The organism is uncultured Oceanisphaera sp., assembly GCF_947495715.1.
Lineage (GTDB): Bacteria > Pseudomonadota > Gammaproteobacteria > Enterobacterales > Aeromonadaceae > Oceanimonas > Oceanimonas sediminis.
The window spans coordinates 1-17,191 of sequence record NZ_CANLZU010000014.1 but is presented as its reverse complement, the minus strand read 5'-3'; the positions used below and the strand labels follow the sequence as shown (position 1 = coordinate 17,191).

The 17,191-nt window shown below is 57.4% G+C and carries 14 protein-coding genes; 12 read left to right on the top strand and 2 right to left on the bottom strand.

Features of this window, described 5'->3' with window-relative positions:
- The first annotated feature begins 49 nt into the window (after positions 1–49).
- From rnr to Q0753_RS10025, 7 genes are all read left to right on the top strand, one after another.
- Entirely contained in the window at positions 50–2,398 is a 2,349-nt protein-coding gene (rnr, locus tag Q0753_RS10055; RefSeq protein ID WP_298720049.1) for a ribonuclease R, read from the top strand.
- A gap of 106 nt (positions 2,399–2,504) precedes the next feature.
- A complete protein-coding gene (gene rlmB, locus Q0753_RS10050) occupies positions 2,505–3,242 on the top strand; it encodes a 23S rRNA (guanosine(2251)-2'-O)-methyltransferase RlmB (protein ID WP_298720047.1) in 738 nt (245 codons plus the stop codon).
- A gap of 116 nt (positions 3,243–3,358) precedes the next feature.
- Positions 3,359–4,222 (top strand): DMT family transporter, encoded by an 864-nt coding sequence (locus Q0753_RS10045; protein ID WP_298720045.1) that lies wholly within the window; start codon positions 3,359–3,361, stop codon positions 4,220–4,222.
- A 235-nt stretch (positions 4,223–4,457) separates the two neighbouring features.
- Positions 4,458–4,826: a 30S ribosomal protein S6 gene (rpsF, locus tag Q0753_RS10040; protein WP_298720044.1), complete on the top strand. Its 369-nt coding sequence runs from the start codon at positions 4,458–4,460 to the stop codon at positions 4,824–4,826.
- A gap of 27 nt (positions 4,827–4,853) precedes the next feature.
- Complete coding sequence (gene rpsR, locus Q0753_RS10035) at positions 4,854–5,081, top strand: 30S ribosomal protein S18 (protein ID WP_298720042.1); 228 nt, start codon at positions 4,854–4,856, stop codon at positions 5,079–5,081.
- 39 nt (positions 5,082–5,120) lie between these two features.
- A complete protein-coding gene (rplI, locus tag Q0753_RS10030; RefSeq protein WP_298720040.1) occupies positions 5,121–5,570 on the top strand; it encodes a 50S ribosomal protein L9 in 450 nt (149 codons plus the stop codon).
- Between the two features lie 98 nt (positions 5,571–5,668).
- Positions 5,669–6,406, top strand: a complete 738-nt coding sequence (locus Q0753_RS10025; RefSeq protein ID WP_298720038.1) for a ferredoxin--NADP reductase — start codon at positions 5,669–5,671, stop codon at positions 6,404–6,406.
- Between the two features lie 89 nt (positions 6,407–6,495).
- Here Q0753_RS10025 and Q0753_RS10020 read toward each other — a convergent pair whose 3' ends face one another.
- Positions 6,496–6,663, bottom strand: coding sequence for a hypothetical protein (locus tag Q0753_RS10020; protein WP_298720036.1), 168 nt, complete (start codon positions 6,661–6,663; stop codon positions 6,496–6,498).
- 163 nt (positions 6,664–6,826) lie between these two features.
- On the opposite strand from Q0753_RS10020, the gene Q0753_RS10015 reads away from it, so the two are divergent.
- The 5 genes from Q0753_RS10015 (at position 6,827) to Q0753_RS09995 (ending at position 13,886) form a co-directional block, all read left to right on the top strand.
- The gene (locus tag Q0753_RS10015; protein WP_298720034.1) at positions 6,827–7,759 is read left to right on the top strand and encodes an NADP-dependent oxidoreductase; all 933 of its coding nucleotides are present in this window, start codon (positions 6,827–6,829) and stop codon (positions 7,757–7,759) included.
- A gap of 30 nt (positions 7,760–7,789) precedes the next feature.
- Positions 7,790–10,597: a pitrilysin family protein gene (locus Q0753_RS10010; protein WP_298720032.1), complete on the top strand. Its 2,808-nt coding sequence runs from the start codon at positions 7,790–7,792 to the stop codon at positions 10,595–10,597.
- Between the two features lie 74 nt (positions 10,598–10,671).
- Positions 10,672–12,255: a glutamate--cysteine ligase gene (gene gshA / locus Q0753_RS10005; protein ID WP_298720030.1), complete on the top strand. Its 1,584-nt coding sequence runs from the start codon at positions 10,672–10,674 to the stop codon at positions 12,253–12,255.
- A 75-nt stretch (positions 12,256–12,330) separates the two neighbouring features.
- Complete coding sequence (locus Q0753_RS10000) at positions 12,331–13,068, top strand: helical backbone metal receptor (RefSeq protein ID WP_298720028.1); 738 nt, start codon at positions 12,331–12,333, stop codon at positions 13,066–13,068.
- A gap of 113 nt (positions 13,069–13,181) precedes the next feature.
- A complete protein-coding gene (locus Q0753_RS09995) occupies positions 13,182–13,886 on the top strand; it encodes a hypothetical protein (RefSeq protein WP_298720026.1) in 705 nt (234 codons plus the stop codon).
- A 64-nt stretch (positions 13,887–13,950) separates the two neighbouring features.
- On the opposite strand, the gene Q0753_RS09990 is transcribed toward Q0753_RS09995, so the two are convergent.
- Positions 13,951–17,004 (bottom strand): autotransporter outer membrane beta-barrel domain-containing protein, encoded by a 3,054-nt coding sequence (locus tag Q0753_RS09990; RefSeq protein ID WP_298720023.1) that lies wholly within the window; start codon positions 17,002–17,004, stop codon positions 13,951–13,953.
- Between the last annotated feature and the right edge of the window lie 187 nt (positions 17,005–17,191).

Here is a 17,191-nt window from a genome sequence, read left to right as displayed (position 1 = left end):
TATCCTGTAGATATACTTCCCTTATTACAGTGCTCAAATGGACCACTTTATGTCAGAACAACAAGACCCCTTCCTCAAGCGGGAAGCCGAAAAATACGAAAACCCCATTCCCAGCCGGGAGTTTATTCTCGAGCTTATTAAAACCAAACAAGGCCCGGTTTCCCGGGACGATATCTTTGCCGAGCTGGCGCTGGATGGTGAAGAGCAGGCCGAAGCCCTGCGCCGCCGGTTGCGCGCCATGGAGCGCGATGGCCAGCTGGTATTCACCCGTAACAAGAGTTACGCCCTGCCCGACAAGCTGAATCTGATCAAGGGCCGTGTCATCGGTCACCGTGAAGGCTTCGGTTTTCTGCGCCCGGAAGATGGCGGCGACGATCTGTTCCTTTCCCAGCGTGAGATGGACGCCCTGATGCACGGTGACCACGCTTTGGTGCAGCCGCTGCGTTTTGACTCCAAGGGCCGACGCGAGGCGCGGGTGGTGCGCCTGCTGGAGTCCCGCGATCTGGAAGTGGTTGGCCGCTATTTTGTGGAAAACGGCGTCAGCTATGTGGTACCGGACGACAGCCGTATCGCTCAGGATATTCTGATCCCGCAGGGCGAGACCATGGGCGCACGCATGGGCCAGGTGGTAGTGATTGCCATCAGCCAGCGCCCCACCAAGCGCATGACTGGTGTGGGTAAAGTGATTGAAGTGCTGGGTGAAACCATGGATCCGGGCATGGAAATCGACATTGCCCTGCGCACCCACGGTATTCCCCATGTGTGGCCACAAGAAGTGAAGCAGGAAATTGCCAAGCTGACCGAACAGGTGCCGGAAGAAGCCAAGTTGGGCCGTAAGGATCTGCGTGATCTGCCATTGGTGACCATCGATGGCGAAGATGCCCGCGACTTTGATGATGCGGTCTACTGTCAGCCCCAGGCTTCCGGCGGCTGGCGGCTGTGGGTGGCCATTGCCGATGTGTCCTACTATGTGCGTCCCGGCACGGCACTGGACAACGAAGGCTATCTGCGCGGCAACTCGGTTTACTTCCCCGAGCAGGTGATTCCCATGCTGCCCGAGGTGCTGTCCAACGGCCTGTGCTCGCTCAACCCGCAGGTTGATCGACTGTGCATGGTGGCCGAGATGACAGTGTCTGCCTCCGGCAAGTTGTCCGACTTCACGTTCTATGAAGCGGTGATGAACTCCCATGCCCGTCTGACCTACAACAAGGTGGCGGCCATGCTGAAGGGAGACGAAACCCTGCGCGAGCGTTATGCTCCGCTGGTGCCGCATCTGGAAGCGCTGAACGAGATGTATCATGCGATGAAGGCGGCACGCCATCAGCGCGGCGCGGTAGAGTTCGAGAGCGAAGAAACCCGCTTCGTGTTCAACCCTCAGCGCAAGATCGAGCAAATCGTGCCGGTGGTGCGCAACGACGCCCACAAGATCATCGAAGAATGCATGATCATGGCCAACGTGGCGGCCGCCCGCTTTATCGAAAAGCAGGATGCCCATGCCCTGTTCCGGGTGCACGACAAGCCCGGTGAAGAGAAACTGACCGGTTTTCGCAGTTTCCTCGGCGAGCTGGGTCTGGAGCTGAAAGGCGGCCTGGAGCCGGAGCCGGCGGATTACGCCTTGCTGGCCGAGCAGATCAAGGACAGACCCGATGCGGAGCTGATCCAGACCATGCTGCTGCGCTCCATGAAGCAGGCGATTTATCAGGCCGACAACATGGGTCACTTTGGCCTGGCGCTGAAGTCTTATGCCCACTTTACCTCGCCCATTCGCCGTTATCCGGATCTGGTGTTGCACCGTGCCATCAAGGCCCAGCTGAGCAAGATACAGGGTAACGGCGGCAGCAAGACCGGCGGCGTGCCTTATCAGTATGATGAAGTCGCTCCCATGGGCGATCATTGCTCCACCACAGAGCGCCGGGCCGATGACGCCACCCGCGATGTGGCCGACTGGCTCAAGTGCGAATACATGCTCGACCATGTGGGCAGCGAATTTGGCGGCACCATCGCCAACGTGACCGGCTTCGGTTTCTTCGTGCGGCTGGACGAGATCCATATCGACGGTCTGGTGCATATTTCCAGCCTGCAGAACGATTACTACCAGTTTGATCCGGCGCGTCAGACCCTGATCGGCGAGAACTTCCGTCGCCGCTATCGTCTGGGTGACAAGATCAAGGTCAAGGTGATGGCGGTGAACCTGGACGATCGCAAAATCGACTTCGAAACCGTGGAAGAGCCACTGCCGGCCGGGGCCAAAAGCGGCAAGGGTGCCAAGAACCTGAAGTCGCGCCAGCGTGCCAAGCCGAAAAGCGGCGCCAAGCCGAAGAGCGGTGCCAAGCCCGAGGCCAAGCCGGTTGAAGGCAAGAGCGGTAACAAGCCCAAAGGCGGCAGAAAGCGCCGTTAATTAAAACCTGGGAATAGGGACTGGTGAACTCATCCCGCCCTATTCCCCAATCCCTAATCCCTGGTCCCGATTCCCCATTCCCTAATCCCCAATCCCGAGAATTTAAATGAGTAATGAACTGATTTTTGGTATTCACGCCCTCGATGCCCTGCTGGAAACTCATCCGGAGCAGGTATTGGAAGTGTGGCTGCTCAAGGGCCGTGAAGACGAGCGGCTGAACGCACTGCAGGCCCGCTTACTGGCGGTCGGTGTCAAGGCCCAGCCGGCGAGCCGCTCGGCGCTGGATAACAAGGCCAAGGGTGGTCAGCACCAGGGTGTGGTGGCCAAGGTCAAGGCTCAGCCGGTGTTGAACGAGACGGATCTGGACCAGCTGCTCGCCACCCAGAGCAATCCCTTGTTGCTGGTGCTGGACGGCGTGACCGACCCGCACAACCTGGGGGCCTGCCTGCGTACCGCCGATGCCGCCGGTGTGCATGGCGTCATCGTACCCAAAGACAAGTCAGCCAGCCTGGGCCCTGTGGTGCGCAAGGTGGCCTGTGGTGCCGCCGAAGTGGTGCCGTTGTTTCAGGTAACCAATCTGTCGCGCACCCTGCGTCAGCTGCAGGACAAAGGTGTCTGGGTGGTCGGTACCGCCGGTGAGGCCGATCACAGCCTGTATCAGGCCAAGCTCAGCGGCGCCCTGGCGCTGGTGATGGGGGCCGAAGGCAAGGGCATGCGTCGCCTGACCCGGGAACACTGTGACGAGCTGGTCAGCATTCCCATGGGCGGGTCCGTATCCAGCCTGAATGTGTCGGTCGCCACCGGTGTCTGCCTGTTCGAAATGGTGCGTCAGCGCGGGCAATGATTGTGAGGGGTGAGGGGTAAGGGGTGAGGGGTAAGGGGTAAGGGGTAAGGGGTAAGGGGTGACACCTCACTCCTCACTCCTCACAGTAAATCGGTTAATCGGGCGGTGGAATTTACATGCAGCGCATAATGGGCCGTCTGGCGGCCGATCGGCAGATGCTGGCGATATTGCTGCTGGTGCTGGGCAATCTGATGATCTCGTTCGGCGATGTGCTGGTCAAATTGCTGGGCCAGACCGAGGCGACGCCGTATCAGTATGTGGCGCTGCGCTTTTTGATGACCTCGGCGTTGCTGCTGCCGTTCTGGTGGCGGCTGCCGCGCGAGAAGAAGGGCTGGGGCCAATGGAAAATCCACCTGTTGCGCGGTCACCTGCTGCTGATGGGATCGGCCTGTGTGTTTATCAGTTTGATCTACCTGCCGCTGGCTACCGCCAACGCGGTGTTTTATGCCTCGCCGCTGATGACACTGCCGCTGGCCGCACTGCTGAGCAAGGAGCAGGTACGGCTGCCGGCCTATGTTATCAGTCTGCTCGGTTTTGGCGGCATACTGATAGTGCTGAACCCGGCCGAATGGCACTGGGCCGGCTGGGTAGCGCTGTTGACCGCCTTTTCCATGGCGGCCAGCAACGTGCTGGTACGTCGGCTGCCCCAGGGGCGCTCTGTACTGGCGACGCTGTTTCTGACCCAGGCGCTGGCCATACCGGTGAGCTTTGCCCTGGCCTTGCCCGGCTGGCAGCCGGTGGCGGGTGAGGTGTGGTTGCTGCTGATTGGCGCCAGTCTTATCGGCATCATCTATCAGGGCATCTGTATCCTGGCCTACGCCATGGCCGATGCCAGCAAGATTGCCGCCAGCGAATATTCCGGCCTTATCTTCGTGACCCTGATGGGCATGGTGCTGTTTGCGGAGTTTCCGGCGCTCAATGTCTACCTCGGCGCCGCCGTGGTGATCATCGCCATCGGCCTGCAACGCAGGTTGCGGTAAACGCCGGAATTGGGGATTAGGGATTAGGGATTAGGGATTGGTAAAATCTCCCCATTCCCCATTCCCCATTCCCCATTCCCCATTCCCCATTCCCCAGCATTTAATTTCTTGCCGCCCGATTGGTTATCCCTTATACTGCGCCACCTTAAAATCAGTCGTTTTTAGCTACAAGTTCCTTGCCTCCGATGGTGTGACTGAGCCCACGCAGAGGCTATTAACCCGTAAGGAGCAATCCATGCGTCATTACGAAATCGTATTTATGGTTCACCCTGACCAGAGTGAACAGGTTCCCGGTATGATCGAGCGTTACACCAGCGCCATCACCACTTCAGGCGGTCAAGTTCACCGCATGGAAGACTGGGGCCGTCGCCAGCTGGCTTACCCGATCAACAAGCTGCACAAAGCTCACTATGTTCTGATGAACGTAGAAGCCGACCAGACTGTTATCGATGAGCTGGAAACTAACTTCCGCTTCAACGATGCCGTGCTGCGTAACATGATTATGCGCACCAAGCATGCGGTCACTGAGCCTTCTGAAATGGCCAAGGTCAGAGAAGAGCGTCAACCCCGTCGTGACGACGCTCGTGCAGAAGCTGCAGAGTAATCCACGTTTTAGCTGAGGAATAGAATCATGGCACGTTTTTTCCGTCGTCGTAAGTTCTGCCGTTTCACCGCTGATGGTGTTACCGAGATCGATTACAAAGACATCGCAACCCTGAAAAACTACGTTACCGAGTCCGGTAAAATTGTACCGAGCCGCATCACCGGCACCTGCGCTAAGTTTCAGCGTCAGCTGGCTCGTGCGATCAAACGCGCTCGTTACCTGGCCCTGCTGCCTTACACCGATCTGCACAAGTAAGCAGCGGCCTAACTCGCCAATATTTATAGAGGAAAGGTAATGCAAGTTATTCTGCTTGATAAAATCGCCAAACTGGGCGACCTGGGCGACCAGGTAACCGTTAAGTCCGGTTATGCTCGTAACTTCCTGCTGCCCAAGGGCAAAGCCGTTCTGGCCTCCAAAGACAACGTAGCGACTTTTGAAGCTCGCCGCGCCGAACTGGAAGCCAAACTGGCCGAGCAACTGGCTGCTGCGCAAGCCCGTGCCGACCAACTTTCTGGTCTGGAAAACGTGGTTATCGAATCCAAGTCCGGTGACGAAGGCAAGCTGTTCGGCTCCATCGGTGCCCGCGACGTGGCCGACGCCATCACCGCTGCCGGTGTTGCCGTTGCCAAGAGCGAAGTTCGCCTGTACGACGGTGTTCTGCGTAACACTGGTGAGTACGAAGTGGGTGTGCAGCTGCACGCCGACGTTAAAGCGATCGTTAAAATTCAGGTCGTTGCTGCCTAAATCAGGCCGCTCGTTAAAAAAACCCGCGCTTGTCGCGGGTTTTTTATTGCCTGCAATAAGGCTACAGTGGGGATGGGTCTAACGAGGGAGAGCACTGCATGGCAGACTGGATCACAGGCCGGGTCAAGGCCCGCAAGCAATGGTCGGATACGCTGTTTTCTCTGGTGGTGGATGCCGACGTCGAGCCATTCAAGGCCGGGCAGTTCACCAAGCTGGCCTGGCACGGCGAAGATAAAAAAGTGGCCAGGGCCTATTCCTACGTCAATCCGCCGGGGCAGGACTGCGAGTTTTATCTGGTGACCATTCCCGAAGGTCAGCTCACGCCTTATCTGGCCGGACTCGAGGTGGGGGACGAACTGTTGGTGCAGCGCACGGCGGCCGGCTTTCTGACTCTGGATGAAGTACCGCCGGGCCGTGATTTGTGGCTGATGGCCACCGGCACCGGGGTAGGTCCGTTTGTATCCATCTTGGCAGAAGGTCATTGCTGGCAGCAGTTTGATAATATCGTGCTGGTGCACGGGGTGCGCCTGGGCGAAGAGCTGAGCTACCGAGAGCAGATCATCGCGCTGACGCAAGGCCAGCCCCGTTTTCACTATGTCCCCTTTGTCTCCCGAGAGACGGTGGCCGGTGCCGAGCCGGGCCGTATCACCCACGCCATTGCCGATGGCAGCCTGGAACAAAGAGTCGGCCTGACGCTCACCCCGGAGCACAGCCGGGTGTTACTCTGTGGTAATCCGCAAATGGTGCGCGACACCGTGACCGAGCTCAAGCACAAGGGGCTGGCGAAACATCTGCGGCGCAAGCCCGGTCAGATCCTGATGGAAAATTATTGGTAAACAAAGGGATTCGGGACTGGGGACTGGGGACTGGGGAATAGGGACTGGAGCCGCTAATTCCCTAATCCCGAGTCCCTAATCCCCCGGGGTTAACGGGTTAAGACTATCATCAGACTCAGAAAAGCCGCCAGTCCCCAGCCCAGGCCTATAATCCAGTAAAACACCCGGGCACCCTGTTTGATGGGAATACGGTTATAGAGTAAAAACAGATACCAGAACAGGGCCGGGATCAGCGGTAGCAAAAACAGTCGGGTCATGACAAAGGCCTTATGTGAACGAGATCCGGTGGGGATGGCTTTTATCCCTCTGTCACTGTATCAACGGGAGCGGCATTGGGCCAATGATCATTCAGGGTCAGGTGAGGCCGTGCTATGTTGCGGGTCTGATGTCGGTTTATCGATGATGGATAAGGAGCAAGAGATGAAGCAATTGGTAATTGAAGCATTTGGCGGCCCGGAGCAGCTGACGCTGGTCGAGACCGAACATCCTCCGCTGACGGCCAGCCAGATACGGCTCAAAATGCACTTTGCCGGCGTGAATCCCGTCGATGCCAAAACCCGCGCCGGACTGGGCTGGGGAGCGAAGGCCGTCAAGGACCGGCTGCCCTGGTCGCCGGGCTTCGAGGTGATGGGGGAAGTGCAGGAAGTCGGTTCCGAGGTGTGCCGCTTCATGTCCGGTGATCGGGTGTTCGGACTGGTCTCCGGTGGAGGCTATGGCGAGGAGCTGGTGGTGGACTGTAACGAGATGCTACCGGTGCCCGAAGCCGTCAGCGATGAAATGGCCGCCGGTCTGGCGCTGGCCGGGCTGACCGCCTGGCAGGGGCTGACCGAACACGGTGGCCTCAAGGCCGGTGAGCGGGTGTTGATTGCCGCCGCCGCCGGTGGAGTGGGGCATCTGGCGGTGCAGCTGGCCAAGGATATGGGGGCCACGGTCGTGGCACTGGGCTCGCCCGCCAATCATGACTTTCTGCGCAGTCTGGGGGCCGATGAGGTGATCGACTATCGCGATGAAGCCGCCCTCAACGCCCTGGCGCCGGTGGATTTATTGTTCGACCTGGTGGGCGGAACTTCCGGATGCTCACTTCTGTCTCATGTTAAATCCGGTGGTCGGGTGGTAACGGTACCGACCATTACCGCCGACGAGGTGATGGCGGCTGCCAGGCGGCAGGGGCTGACGGCCAGCGGCATGCTCAAGACTAACGACATCGAGCAGCTGGAGCAGTTGGTGCAGGCGGTGGCCGAAGGCCGGCTCAAGGTGGAAGTCAGCCAGGTATTCCCGCTGGCCGACGGTGTGGCGGCCCATCGCCAGATTGAAACCGGTCATACCCGCGGCAAGATACTGCTGCAGGGATAACCGGTTAGCGACTTGATATAAGGAAACCCCATGAAGTATTGGTCCCTGTTATTGTTGTTGTGCCCCTTGCTGGCACCGGCTGCCCCCGTGTTGGTGCAGGAGGTGGAGCAGGCAGAAGACGGGCTGGTGATCCCCTACCGAATGTATCGGCTGGATAATGGCCTGACGGTGCTGCTGAATGCCGACAAGTCCGATCCGCTGGTGCATGTGGAGATGACCTACCACGTTGGCTCGGCCCGGGAAGAGCCGGGCCAGACCGGTTTTGCCCACTTCTTCGAGCACATGATGTTTCAGGGCTCCAAGCACGTGGGTGATCAGGAGCATTTTCGTCTGGTCAACGAGGCCGGTGGCACCATGAACGGCACCACCAATCAGGACAGAACCAATTACTTCGAGACGGTCCCCGCCAACCATCTGGAAAAAATGCTGTGGCTGGAGGCGGATCGCATGGGGTTTCTGCTGGAAGCGGTGAGTCAGCGCAAGTTTGAAATTCAGCGCGACACCGTCAAGAACGAACGCGGTCAGCGCATCGATAACCAGCCCTATGGGCTGGTAGGCGAGCGTATGGGTGAACTGCTTTATCCGCGGGAGCATCCATACAGCTGGCAACCCATCGGTTATGTGGAAGATCTGGACCGGGTCAACGTGGAGCATCTCAAGGCGTTTTTCAAACGCTGGTATGGCCCCAACAATGCCACCCTGGTGATCTCCGGTGATTTTGAGACCGAGCAGACGCTGGAGTGGGTGGACAAGTACTTCGGCCCCATTCCCGCCGGCCCAACCGTGACCCCGGCCGAGCCGCAGCCGGCCAAACTGGAACAGAGTCGTTATCAGACCCTGGTCGATAGCCGTATTCGCATGCCGATGCTGTATCTGTCTTATCCTACCGTTTATCTGGGCCATAAAGACGAGGCGGCGCTGGATGTGCTGTCCAATGTGCTGGGTGGGGGCAAAAGCTCGCTGCTGTATCAGCAGTTGGTGGAAACCGGCAAGGCCGTCAGTGCCGGGGCCAGCCATTACTGCGCCGAGCTGGCCTGCACCCTGAGCGTCTGGGCCTATAGCAACCCGTCGAAAGACGGATCCCTGGCACCACTCAAGCAGGAGATCGATCGCATCGTGGCCGAACTTGCTGAGCGGGGCATCAAGTCCGACGACGTCGACAAGGCGGTGACCGAATTGCGTGCCGAGCTGATCCTCGGGCTCGACAGCACCAAGGGCAAATCCCGGCAACTGGCACTGGGCCAGGTGTTGAAAGACGACCCGCTCTATGCGATCAACGCCTGGCGTCAACTGGCCGAGACCACGCCCGAGCAGGTAACGGCGGTATATCGTCGATATCTGCAGAACAAGCCGGTGGCGGCGTTGAGCGTGGTGCCGACCGACAAAAACGACTGGCAGGCTGCCGCACCTAACTTTGAAGTAGCCGAGCGGACCTTGCCGGCCTCCGATGAGCTACTTGCGTCCTTACCGGATCGCAAGGTAACAGACACCTTCGATCGCAGCCAAATGCCGGCGGCGGCAGAGCCGGTACACATCAAGGTGCCACCGCTGTGGCAGGATACCCTGGGCGACAACATTCAGCTGCTGGGCACGGTAAACGACGAGATACCGGCGGTATCGGTGATCCTGGCGTTGCCCGGCGGCCAGCGAGCCGAAAGCCCGGCCGACATCGGGCTGGCTACCCTGACGGCGGCGATGATGAATCAGGGCTCGGAACGGTTGAAAGCCGGCGCCTTCAGCGAAGCGCTGGAGCGACTCGGTGCCAGCATCAGCGTGCGCAGCGGTTTCTATACCAATCTGATTGAAATCACCAGCATGACAGAGACCCTGCCGCAAACCCTGGCATTGGTGGAAGAGCTGCTGTTTCACCCGGGGTTGCGTGAGCAGGATTTCGAACAGGTTAAATCCCGGCTGTTGGAGTCCATGGCCCAGAATCGGCACAGACCCGCCTGGCTGGCCCAGCAGGCATTTCGCCAGCTGATGTACGGCAATACCCGGATGGGCTTGCCGGACGAGGGCCGTGCCGAGCAAATCGGTGCCATCACGCTGCAGCAGGTGCGTGATTACTATCGGCGTTATTACAACCCGGCCAATGGCCATGTGCTGGTGGCCGGCGATCTGGCTCCCGAACAGGCCAAAACGGCATTCGGTTTTCTGACTCGCTGGCAGGGAGAGGCGGCACCCGTGCCCGAAGTACAGGTGGTACCGCAGCCGGCGGCGGCGGGCATTTACGTGGTGGATGTACCGGGTGCCGTGCAGTCGGTGCTGCGTATCGGCCGACGCGCCCTGCCGCTGGATGCCACCGGGCCTTTTTTCCATGCCAACCTGATGAACTTCAACCTGGGTGGCAACTTCAACAGTCGCATCAACCAGAACCTGCGTGAAGACAAGGGCTTTACCTATGGTGCCCATTCCTACTTTACCGGTAATCGCGATGCAGGCGTGTTCGTGGTGGCTACCGATGTGCGTGGCGATGCCACGGTGCCGGCCATCGAGAACATTCTGGCGGAGTTCAGTCGTTTCCGGGAGCAGGGGCCGAGTCAGGAGGAGCTGAGTTATCTGCGCAGCAGCTATTCCCAGCAGGATGCGCTGTCTTACGAGACCCTGGGCAACAAGGCGGGTTTTTTGCTGCAGCTGGCGATGATGCAGTTGTCGCCGGACTACCTCAACAAACAGCAGCAGATCGTGGCGGGCATCGACAGCGAGGCGCTGACCGGGCTCGCCGAGCAGTGGCTGGATCCCAACGATATGGTGGTAGTAGTGGTCGGCGACAAGGAAAAGCTTGAAAAATCGTTGGCGCAGCTCCATCTTCCGTTACACGACTTTACCATTGAGTAACGAGGCCAGACCTCTCGCGGGATCATCATTCCCCTTCGGGGGAATGATGATCCCGTGCCAAAGAGTAACCAATAATGACCAAAACAACGTTAACACTGGCCGAACGACTCCAGGCCTGGCAGACGCCGGCGCGCCTGCCAGCCATCAAGGGCATTCGTCGTGGCATAGAGCGCGAAAGCCTGCGCATCACGCCGGACGGTCACCTGGCCCAGACCGGCCACCCCGGTGTGCTGGGCTCGGCACTGACCCATGCCAACATCACCACCGACTTCTCCGAATCCTTGATGGAGTTCATCACACCGGTATCGGATTCGGTAGAGATATTGCTGGCGCAGCTGAGTGATATTCACGGCTATACCATGCGCCATTTGGGCGAAGAGCAGTTGTGGCCGCTGAGCATGCCCTGTTTGCTCAAGGGCGACGATCATATTCCGCTGGCTCGGTACGGCAGCTCCAACGTGGGCCGCATGAAAACCCTCTATCGACAGGGGCTGCATCATCGTTACGGCAGCCGCATGCAGGTGATCTCGGGGGTGCACTTCAACTTCTCCATGCCCGACAGCTTCTGGAGTGAGTGGCACCAGCTTGAAGGCAACGGCGGTTGCCTGCAGGACTTTGTGTCCGACAAGTATCTGGGGTTAATCCGCAACGTTTATCGCTTCGGCTGGCTGATCCCCTATCTGTTCGGTGCCTCGCCGGCGCTGTGTGGCTCTTTTCTCGCCGGGCGCGAGCACCAATTGCCGTTCGAACGGCTTGGCAAGGGCACGCTTTATCTGCCTTATGCCACCTCGCTGCGCTTGTCGGACCTGGGCTATACCAACAATGCACAGGCCGACTTGGGGATTTCACTCAACAGCCTGGACGAATATGTGTCTTCGCTGCGCCGGGCCATTGGCACCCATGCGCCGGAATTTGCCAAAATCGGCGTCAAGGTGGACGGGGAATACCGTCAGCTCAACGACAATGTCTTGCAGATAGAAAACGAACTCTATGCGCCTATCCGGCCCAAGCGTACCGCCGAAAGCGGCGAAAAGCCGTCGGAAGCCCTGGCCACACGGGGTATCGAATATATCGAAGTGCGCTCGGTCGATGTTAATCCGTTTTCGGCGGTGGGCATCGATGCGGGCCAGATCCGTTTCCTGGATACTTTTCTGCTCTGGTGTCTGCTGACGCCGTCGGCCCCGTTGGCGGAAGACGAGATCGCGCTCAACCGGCGCAATTTCAACAAGGTGGTGCTGGAAGGGCGCAAGCCCGGCCTGGAGCTGGAAATCTTTGGCGGCGAGACCCTCACCCTCAAGGCGCTGGGCGAACGTTACTTCGGCGAGCTGAAAGAGGTAGCGGCGCTGCTGGATGCCTGTTGTGGCCGTGGCTGCTACGGCAAGGCCCACGCCCAGCAGCTGGCGGCAATTCAGGATCCGAGCCTGACCCTGTCGGCCCGGGTGCTCGACGAACTGCAGCAGAGCGGTCAGGACATACTGCCCTTCGGCCTGGCGCTGTCGAAGCGTTACCAGCAACAGTTGCAGCAAAGCCGCCCGCGCTACTGGGAAGACAGCTACTTCGATGAAGAAGGTGCCCGCTCCGAGATGCGTCAGCGCAAGATAGAAAGATCCGACACCATCGGCTTCGACGAATTTCTGCAGAACTACTTCGGCCAGTAAGCCGTCCAGAGAAAAGTGAAGGGGAGGCGTGAATGTTACGCCTCCCCTTTATTATTTTAAAAACAAGGAAGTGTGATGAGAATAGTGTGTCTGGTGCCGTCATGGACCGAAACCCTGATCGAGTGCGGTGTTAATGTGGTGGGGCGTACCCGATATTGCGTGCACCCGGCCGACAGAGTGGCTTCGTTACCCGTGGTCGGGGGCACCAAGGATGTACAATGGAGCAAAGTGGCGGCGCTGGCGCCGGATATGGTGATTTTCGACAAGGAAGAAAACACCCGGAAAATGGCAGAGACCTGCCCGTTTCCCTATTTCGCCACCGAGGTGAAATCGGTGCCGGGTATGCCTCAGGCCCTGGAGCAGCTGGCGCAGGTATTGGACTGCGAAGCCCTGCAGCAATTGAGTTATCGCTACCGGGCTGTGCTGGGCCGGACCTCGGCCTGTACGCCAGAGGCCTTGCCGCTGCTGCCCGACGACCAGGCCAGTGATCTCTCGGTGCTCGATGAGAAGCGTCCCTGGATCTACCTTATCTGGCGCAAGCCCTATATGACGGTGGGGAAGGATACCTTTATCCACTCCCTGTTTGCGCATCTGGGTCATCAGCTCCTCACCCCGGGCGATCGCTATCCGGTGGTGGACGAAGCCTGGCTGCGGCAACATAACCCCGTACTGCTTTGCTCCAGCGAGCCTTATCCCTTCGCCGGCAAGCTGGAACAGACCAGAGAAGAGCTGAAGCTGGACGCGGTCTTGATCGACGGCGAGCCCTTGTGCTGGTACGACATCCGCTCGCTGCGCTATCTGGAGTCGATATGAAAGCGACCGTCAAAGTCGGAGTCTGTTTGGTTGCTGCCCTGCTGACGGCTTGCACTGCTCAATCGGGAAGTGAACGGCGTTTACACGCCGAACAGCTTGCCAGGCAAGGCAGCTTGACCGCTATGAGTGTGGATACCCGGTTGCCAGTGGCGGTATGGGGGCGGTTATCGCCGGGCCAGCCGGTGCACCTGTATCTGGAAGGGGATGGTCATGCCTGGCGCAGCAGTGGGCGCCCTTCATTCGACCCGACGCCACATGATCCGGTGGCGCTAAAGCTGGCGGCGGCAGATACGCATGCTTCCGTCTTGTATCTTGGCCGCCCCTGTCAGTATCAGGTGGATATAGCGCGAGGTTGTCACTTCAGCATCTGGACCGAGCGCCGTTTTGCCGAAATAGACGATATGGAAGCCGCACTGCGGCAGCGTATTGCGGCGGATACCGATATCATCCTCATCGGCTTTTCCGGCGGTGCCAATATTGCCGTACAGCTCGCAGCACGGCTGCCGAATGTGAAGGGGATGGTGACGGTGGCCGGCAATCTGGATACGAACAGTTTTACCCGTTTTCATCGGCTGGCGAATGAAGCCTACGGCCATAACGCCGCCATCTTGCCAACCCTGTCCGGCTTGCCTCAGCTGTATTACACCGGCGTTAACGACGCGGTGATACCACCCGAGCTGACCCGATTGCAATTGAAGGAAGTTATCGAGCACATAGACTGTGTGCAGATCGAGGAAGTAAAGTCCGCCGATCATCACGGCCCCTGGCGCATAGACTGGTCGGCCTTTGCCGAGGTGCAGCGCCGCTGCGGCATCTAAATAAAAAGGCGAACCCGAGGGTTCGCCTTTTGTTTGCTCCGGTTATTACCGGTTGTACTGTTGCCTAGAAGTCCCAGCGGAACTTCAGGGCACCGGCGTTGGCATCGAAGCCGTCACCGTTCCAGTTGTAGTTGTATTCGGCGCTGACGGTCAGGTTTTCACCGCTCATGATGTCGAGGCCAACACCGGCCACGTAGCGGTTTTTCTCGGGATCGCGACCGGTGATGGTAAAGGTTTCGGCCGGAGCTGCTGCGAAGGCAACCGTGCTGCCCTGGGCCTCGGCTTTAAAGTCGCGGAAGGCACCCAGGGTCAGGCTGGGGGTGACCATGGCATGGGTCAGCTGATAATCCTTGCTCAGCTCGGTGCTCAGGCCCAGTTCCAGGCGATCAAAATCCTGGCTGCCGATGGTGAGAGCAGCTGGAGAACCATTTTCGGTATAACCGTCCACAGACAGGCGGGACGCTTCCAGTGACAGGCTCGGCACGAAGCGGGTGGCCTGGCCCAGTTCGAACTGATAGCCGGCACCGACGCGAGCACCAACCAGGCTGCTGTCATAATTAGCGCTGGCACCGCCGTTGGTAAGAGTACGATGGCTGTCGTTATCACCCCAGGCGTAGTAAGCCTGACCATCCAGCAGTACCTGACCCAGCGCCTGAGCCGCGTAGGCGGTAGCCATGTGGTAGTCGGAGTCGGTGCTGCTGTTGGCGGTATCGCTTTGTGAGTTGATGAAGCTGTAGGCGGCACCCAGTACCAGACCGCTGTTCAGCTCGGTGTCGGCACCCAGCACGAAACCACTGCTGTCGGCATCGTAACCATCACCGTAGCGATTATCCTGCTTGCCGTTGGATACCAGACCCTGAATCCAGAGGCCGCTGTTGGCAAAGGCATCACCGGAGGCCAGGCCTCGAGCGCGTACCGAAATCTGAGTGCCGGACTGGCTGCTGGCGTTCATGGCACCGGCTACGCTGGCACCGGAGGTGTCGGGTAAGTATTCGTTGAGTGCTCCAACAGAATCTGAATTATTCGAGAAGCTCTTTTGAATCATTAGTTTTAACTTTTCAACTACTGGTGTATTTGGCAGTCGATCAAGCTTGTCGAAAACATTTGTCAAGCCATTAAGGTTTTTGGCTTTGGTTGAGCTGATGCCTCCAACATTTTTTTTCAGATCCTCCTTGATAGTTTCGTTGTAAGAGCCGCGTTCAAAAGTCAGTTCTAAGTTGCCAGCAGCATTGCGCTCTGCCTTGGCGGTAACCAGCTTGGAATTTACGACATAATCAACATCAGCATTGGTAAGAGTGCCATTGGCCTTCAGTATCTCGACCTTGGTGCCATTCTGTACATACAGATCGCCTTTGGTCAGGTCGATCAGCACACGGCTGCCTGCTTTAAGGTCAATGTTGTCAGCAGTCAGGCTGGTTTGCTTGTGCAGGCCCATGGCAAGAGTCGAACCGGCAGTCTGCATATAATCGCCGGCGATGGACCGGTTGCCTTCCACATAGAAGGTACCGCCGTGGTTGGCCACGTTACCGGCAATGCTACCGCCTTTGTAGTTAAAGGAGCCACCGTTGTTTACTACATTGCCTTTAATAGCACCGCCAGTAAGGTTGGTGGTTGTAATGTTGTTCATTTTTAGGGCGGTTTTACCAATTAGCTCACCAGCTATTTGGTTGATGACTATTTTTCCAGTTACGCTGTCGGTAATATCAATACCATAATGGTGATCAAAATTAGTTCCACCATTAATTGTGCCGCTGTTGTTGATTTCACCATTAAAGTGAGTATTGCCCAAGCTGATGCCGGTAGATTTTCCTACAATTTTTCCGGTGTTGTTAATGTTGCCGGTATAGTTATTGGCTTTGCTTTCAGGTGTAGAATTGTATAACGCAATGCCATAGAGACCGGCAATTCGGCCGCTGTTGTCGATATTGCCATTAAATACGGTACCGTCTTTCAGCTGAATGGCGGCGTTGCCTTGGGCATCGAATGGAGTGTCGCCGTTCAGTTTGCTGTCGAGTAGTGTGTCAAACTGCTCATCGGTACTGTTACCTGTGGCTTCGTCATACCAGGCGGTTCCTTCGGCAACGATGATACCTTCATTCTTGATGCCACCGTTGATCTGACTGTTGTTGAAGGCAATGGCCACATCTTTGCCAAGAATGATGGGTTGTGACCCTACTGGCTGATTTTCACCCGAATGTTCGTTGACGATGTAGCCATTCAGGGTGCTGTTGTTCAGTTCGATGGCGGCCCGGCCGCCGACAATTTTGGCCGCATCCTGGCGTGACACATTATGAATACCACCGTTCAGGGTACTGTCGGTCAGGCTGATGCCTGCGCCTTTGGTTGCAACGATAAAGCCGCCTTTCATTGGATCTTCAGAATCGCTCCAGTCCTCATTGATAATCAGACCATTGATAGTGCTGTTGTTGCTGATATCGATGGCATTGCCAAGACCCATGGATACGATTTCGCCGCCGTTGTTGGTCAACATTTCCTTACTGCCAGCCCAAATGGGGTCGTAGCTTTCTTCGGGGTCGTCGAACTCGACACCGGTCAGGGTGCTATTGCTGATTTTGATGGTGGCCGCACTTGCGTCGGCAGTGGAGGCATTGGGTGTTGATGCGGGAGTGTCATCATGCTCGATATGAGCACCGTTGGTTTCGATGATGGTATTGGTTGCATTGACGTCATCAAAAACAAAGGTACTTTTATTACCAACGGTCAGAAATTCTTCGGTAGGGCCAATATTGTCGTCACTGTTCGCATCTCGTAGATCCAGATCTATTCTGCTTAGATCAGCCTCTTTCAATTCTAGTAAAGAACTGTCTTTACTGTAGTAGAGGGCACCATCTGAGAAGGGGTTGTTTAATGTATCGCCATTAAGGTCACTAGCAAGGCTGTTTCTAAAAAGTGAGCTGGTTTCTATGTAAGTTTCATTACCAACCGTGACGGTTTCTGTATGACTTACATCTGATTGAGGCTGGTTACCAATGGTAATGGCGCCTGTTCCCTCCAGTGTGATGATCCCTGCGTTAGTATCGGTGACGGCCAGTGCTGGAGTGGACATGGAAACAGCCATAGCAACAGCCATGGCCAGTTGTGATTTTTTAAACGTCATTAAATTCTATCCCTGGTTTTTTATGTTATTCGGTGCTTACCGGTGCTCTGTGCTTACTCATCGATGAGTCATGCGAGCAATAAATATGCTCTCTTCCTTCGGCCTGAGTGCGGCGTTGTTGATCAAATCAGAGCCGAGACAGCCTGTCCCTACAGGGCTTTCCGCCCTTAACTGAACGGCTGACGAA

What these genes read in the sequence shown, in the direction of transcription:
- rnr (WP_298720049.1), top strand. Translation starts at nt 50, where the DNA reads ATGTCAGAACAACAAGACCCCTTCCTCAAGCGGGAAGCCGAAAAATAC.
- rlmB (WP_298720047.1), top strand. Translation starts at nt 2,505, where the DNA reads ATGAGTAATGAACTGATTTTTGGTATTCACGCCCTCGATGCCCTGCTG.
- Q0753_RS10045 (WP_298720045.1), top strand. Translation starts at nt 3,359, where the DNA reads ATGCAGCGCATAATGGGCCGTCTGGCGGCCGATCGGCAGATGCTGGCG.
- rpsF (WP_298720044.1), top strand. Translation starts at nt 4,458, where the DNA reads ATGCGTCATTACGAAATCGTATTTATGGTTCACCCTGACCAGAGTGAA.
- rpsR (WP_298720042.1), top strand. Translation starts at nt 4,854, where the DNA reads ATGGCACGTTTTTTCCGTCGTCGTAAGTTCTGCCGTTTCACCGCTGAT.
- rplI (WP_298720040.1), top strand. Translation starts at nt 5,121, where the DNA reads ATGCAAGTTATTCTGCTTGATAAAATCGCCAAACTGGGCGACCTGGGC.
- Q0753_RS10025 (WP_298720038.1), top strand. Translation starts at nt 5,669, where the DNA reads ATGGCAGACTGGATCACAGGCCGGGTCAAGGCCCGCAAGCAATGGTCG.
- Q0753_RS10020 (WP_298720036.1), bottom strand. Translation starts at nt 6,663, where the DNA reads ATGACCCGACTGTTTTTGCTACCGCTGATCCCGGCCCTGTTCTGGTAT.
- Q0753_RS10015 (WP_298720034.1), top strand. Translation starts at nt 6,827, where the DNA reads ATGAAGCAATTGGTAATTGAAGCATTTGGCGGCCCGGAGCAGCTGACG.
- Q0753_RS10010 (WP_298720032.1), top strand. Translation starts at nt 7,790, where the DNA reads ATGAAGTATTGGTCCCTGTTATTGTTGTTGTGCCCCTTGCTGGCACCG.
- gshA (WP_298720030.1), top strand. Translation starts at nt 10,672, where the DNA reads ATGACCAAAACAACGTTAACACTGGCCGAACGACTCCAGGCCTGGCAG.
- Q0753_RS10000 (WP_298720028.1), top strand. Translation starts at nt 12,331, where the DNA reads ATGAGAATAGTGTGTCTGGTGCCGTCATGGACCGAAACCCTGATCGAG.
- Q0753_RS09990 (WP_298720023.1), bottom strand. Translation starts at nt 17,004, where the DNA reads ATGACGTTTAAAAAATCACAACTGGCCATGGCTGTTGCTATGGCTGTT.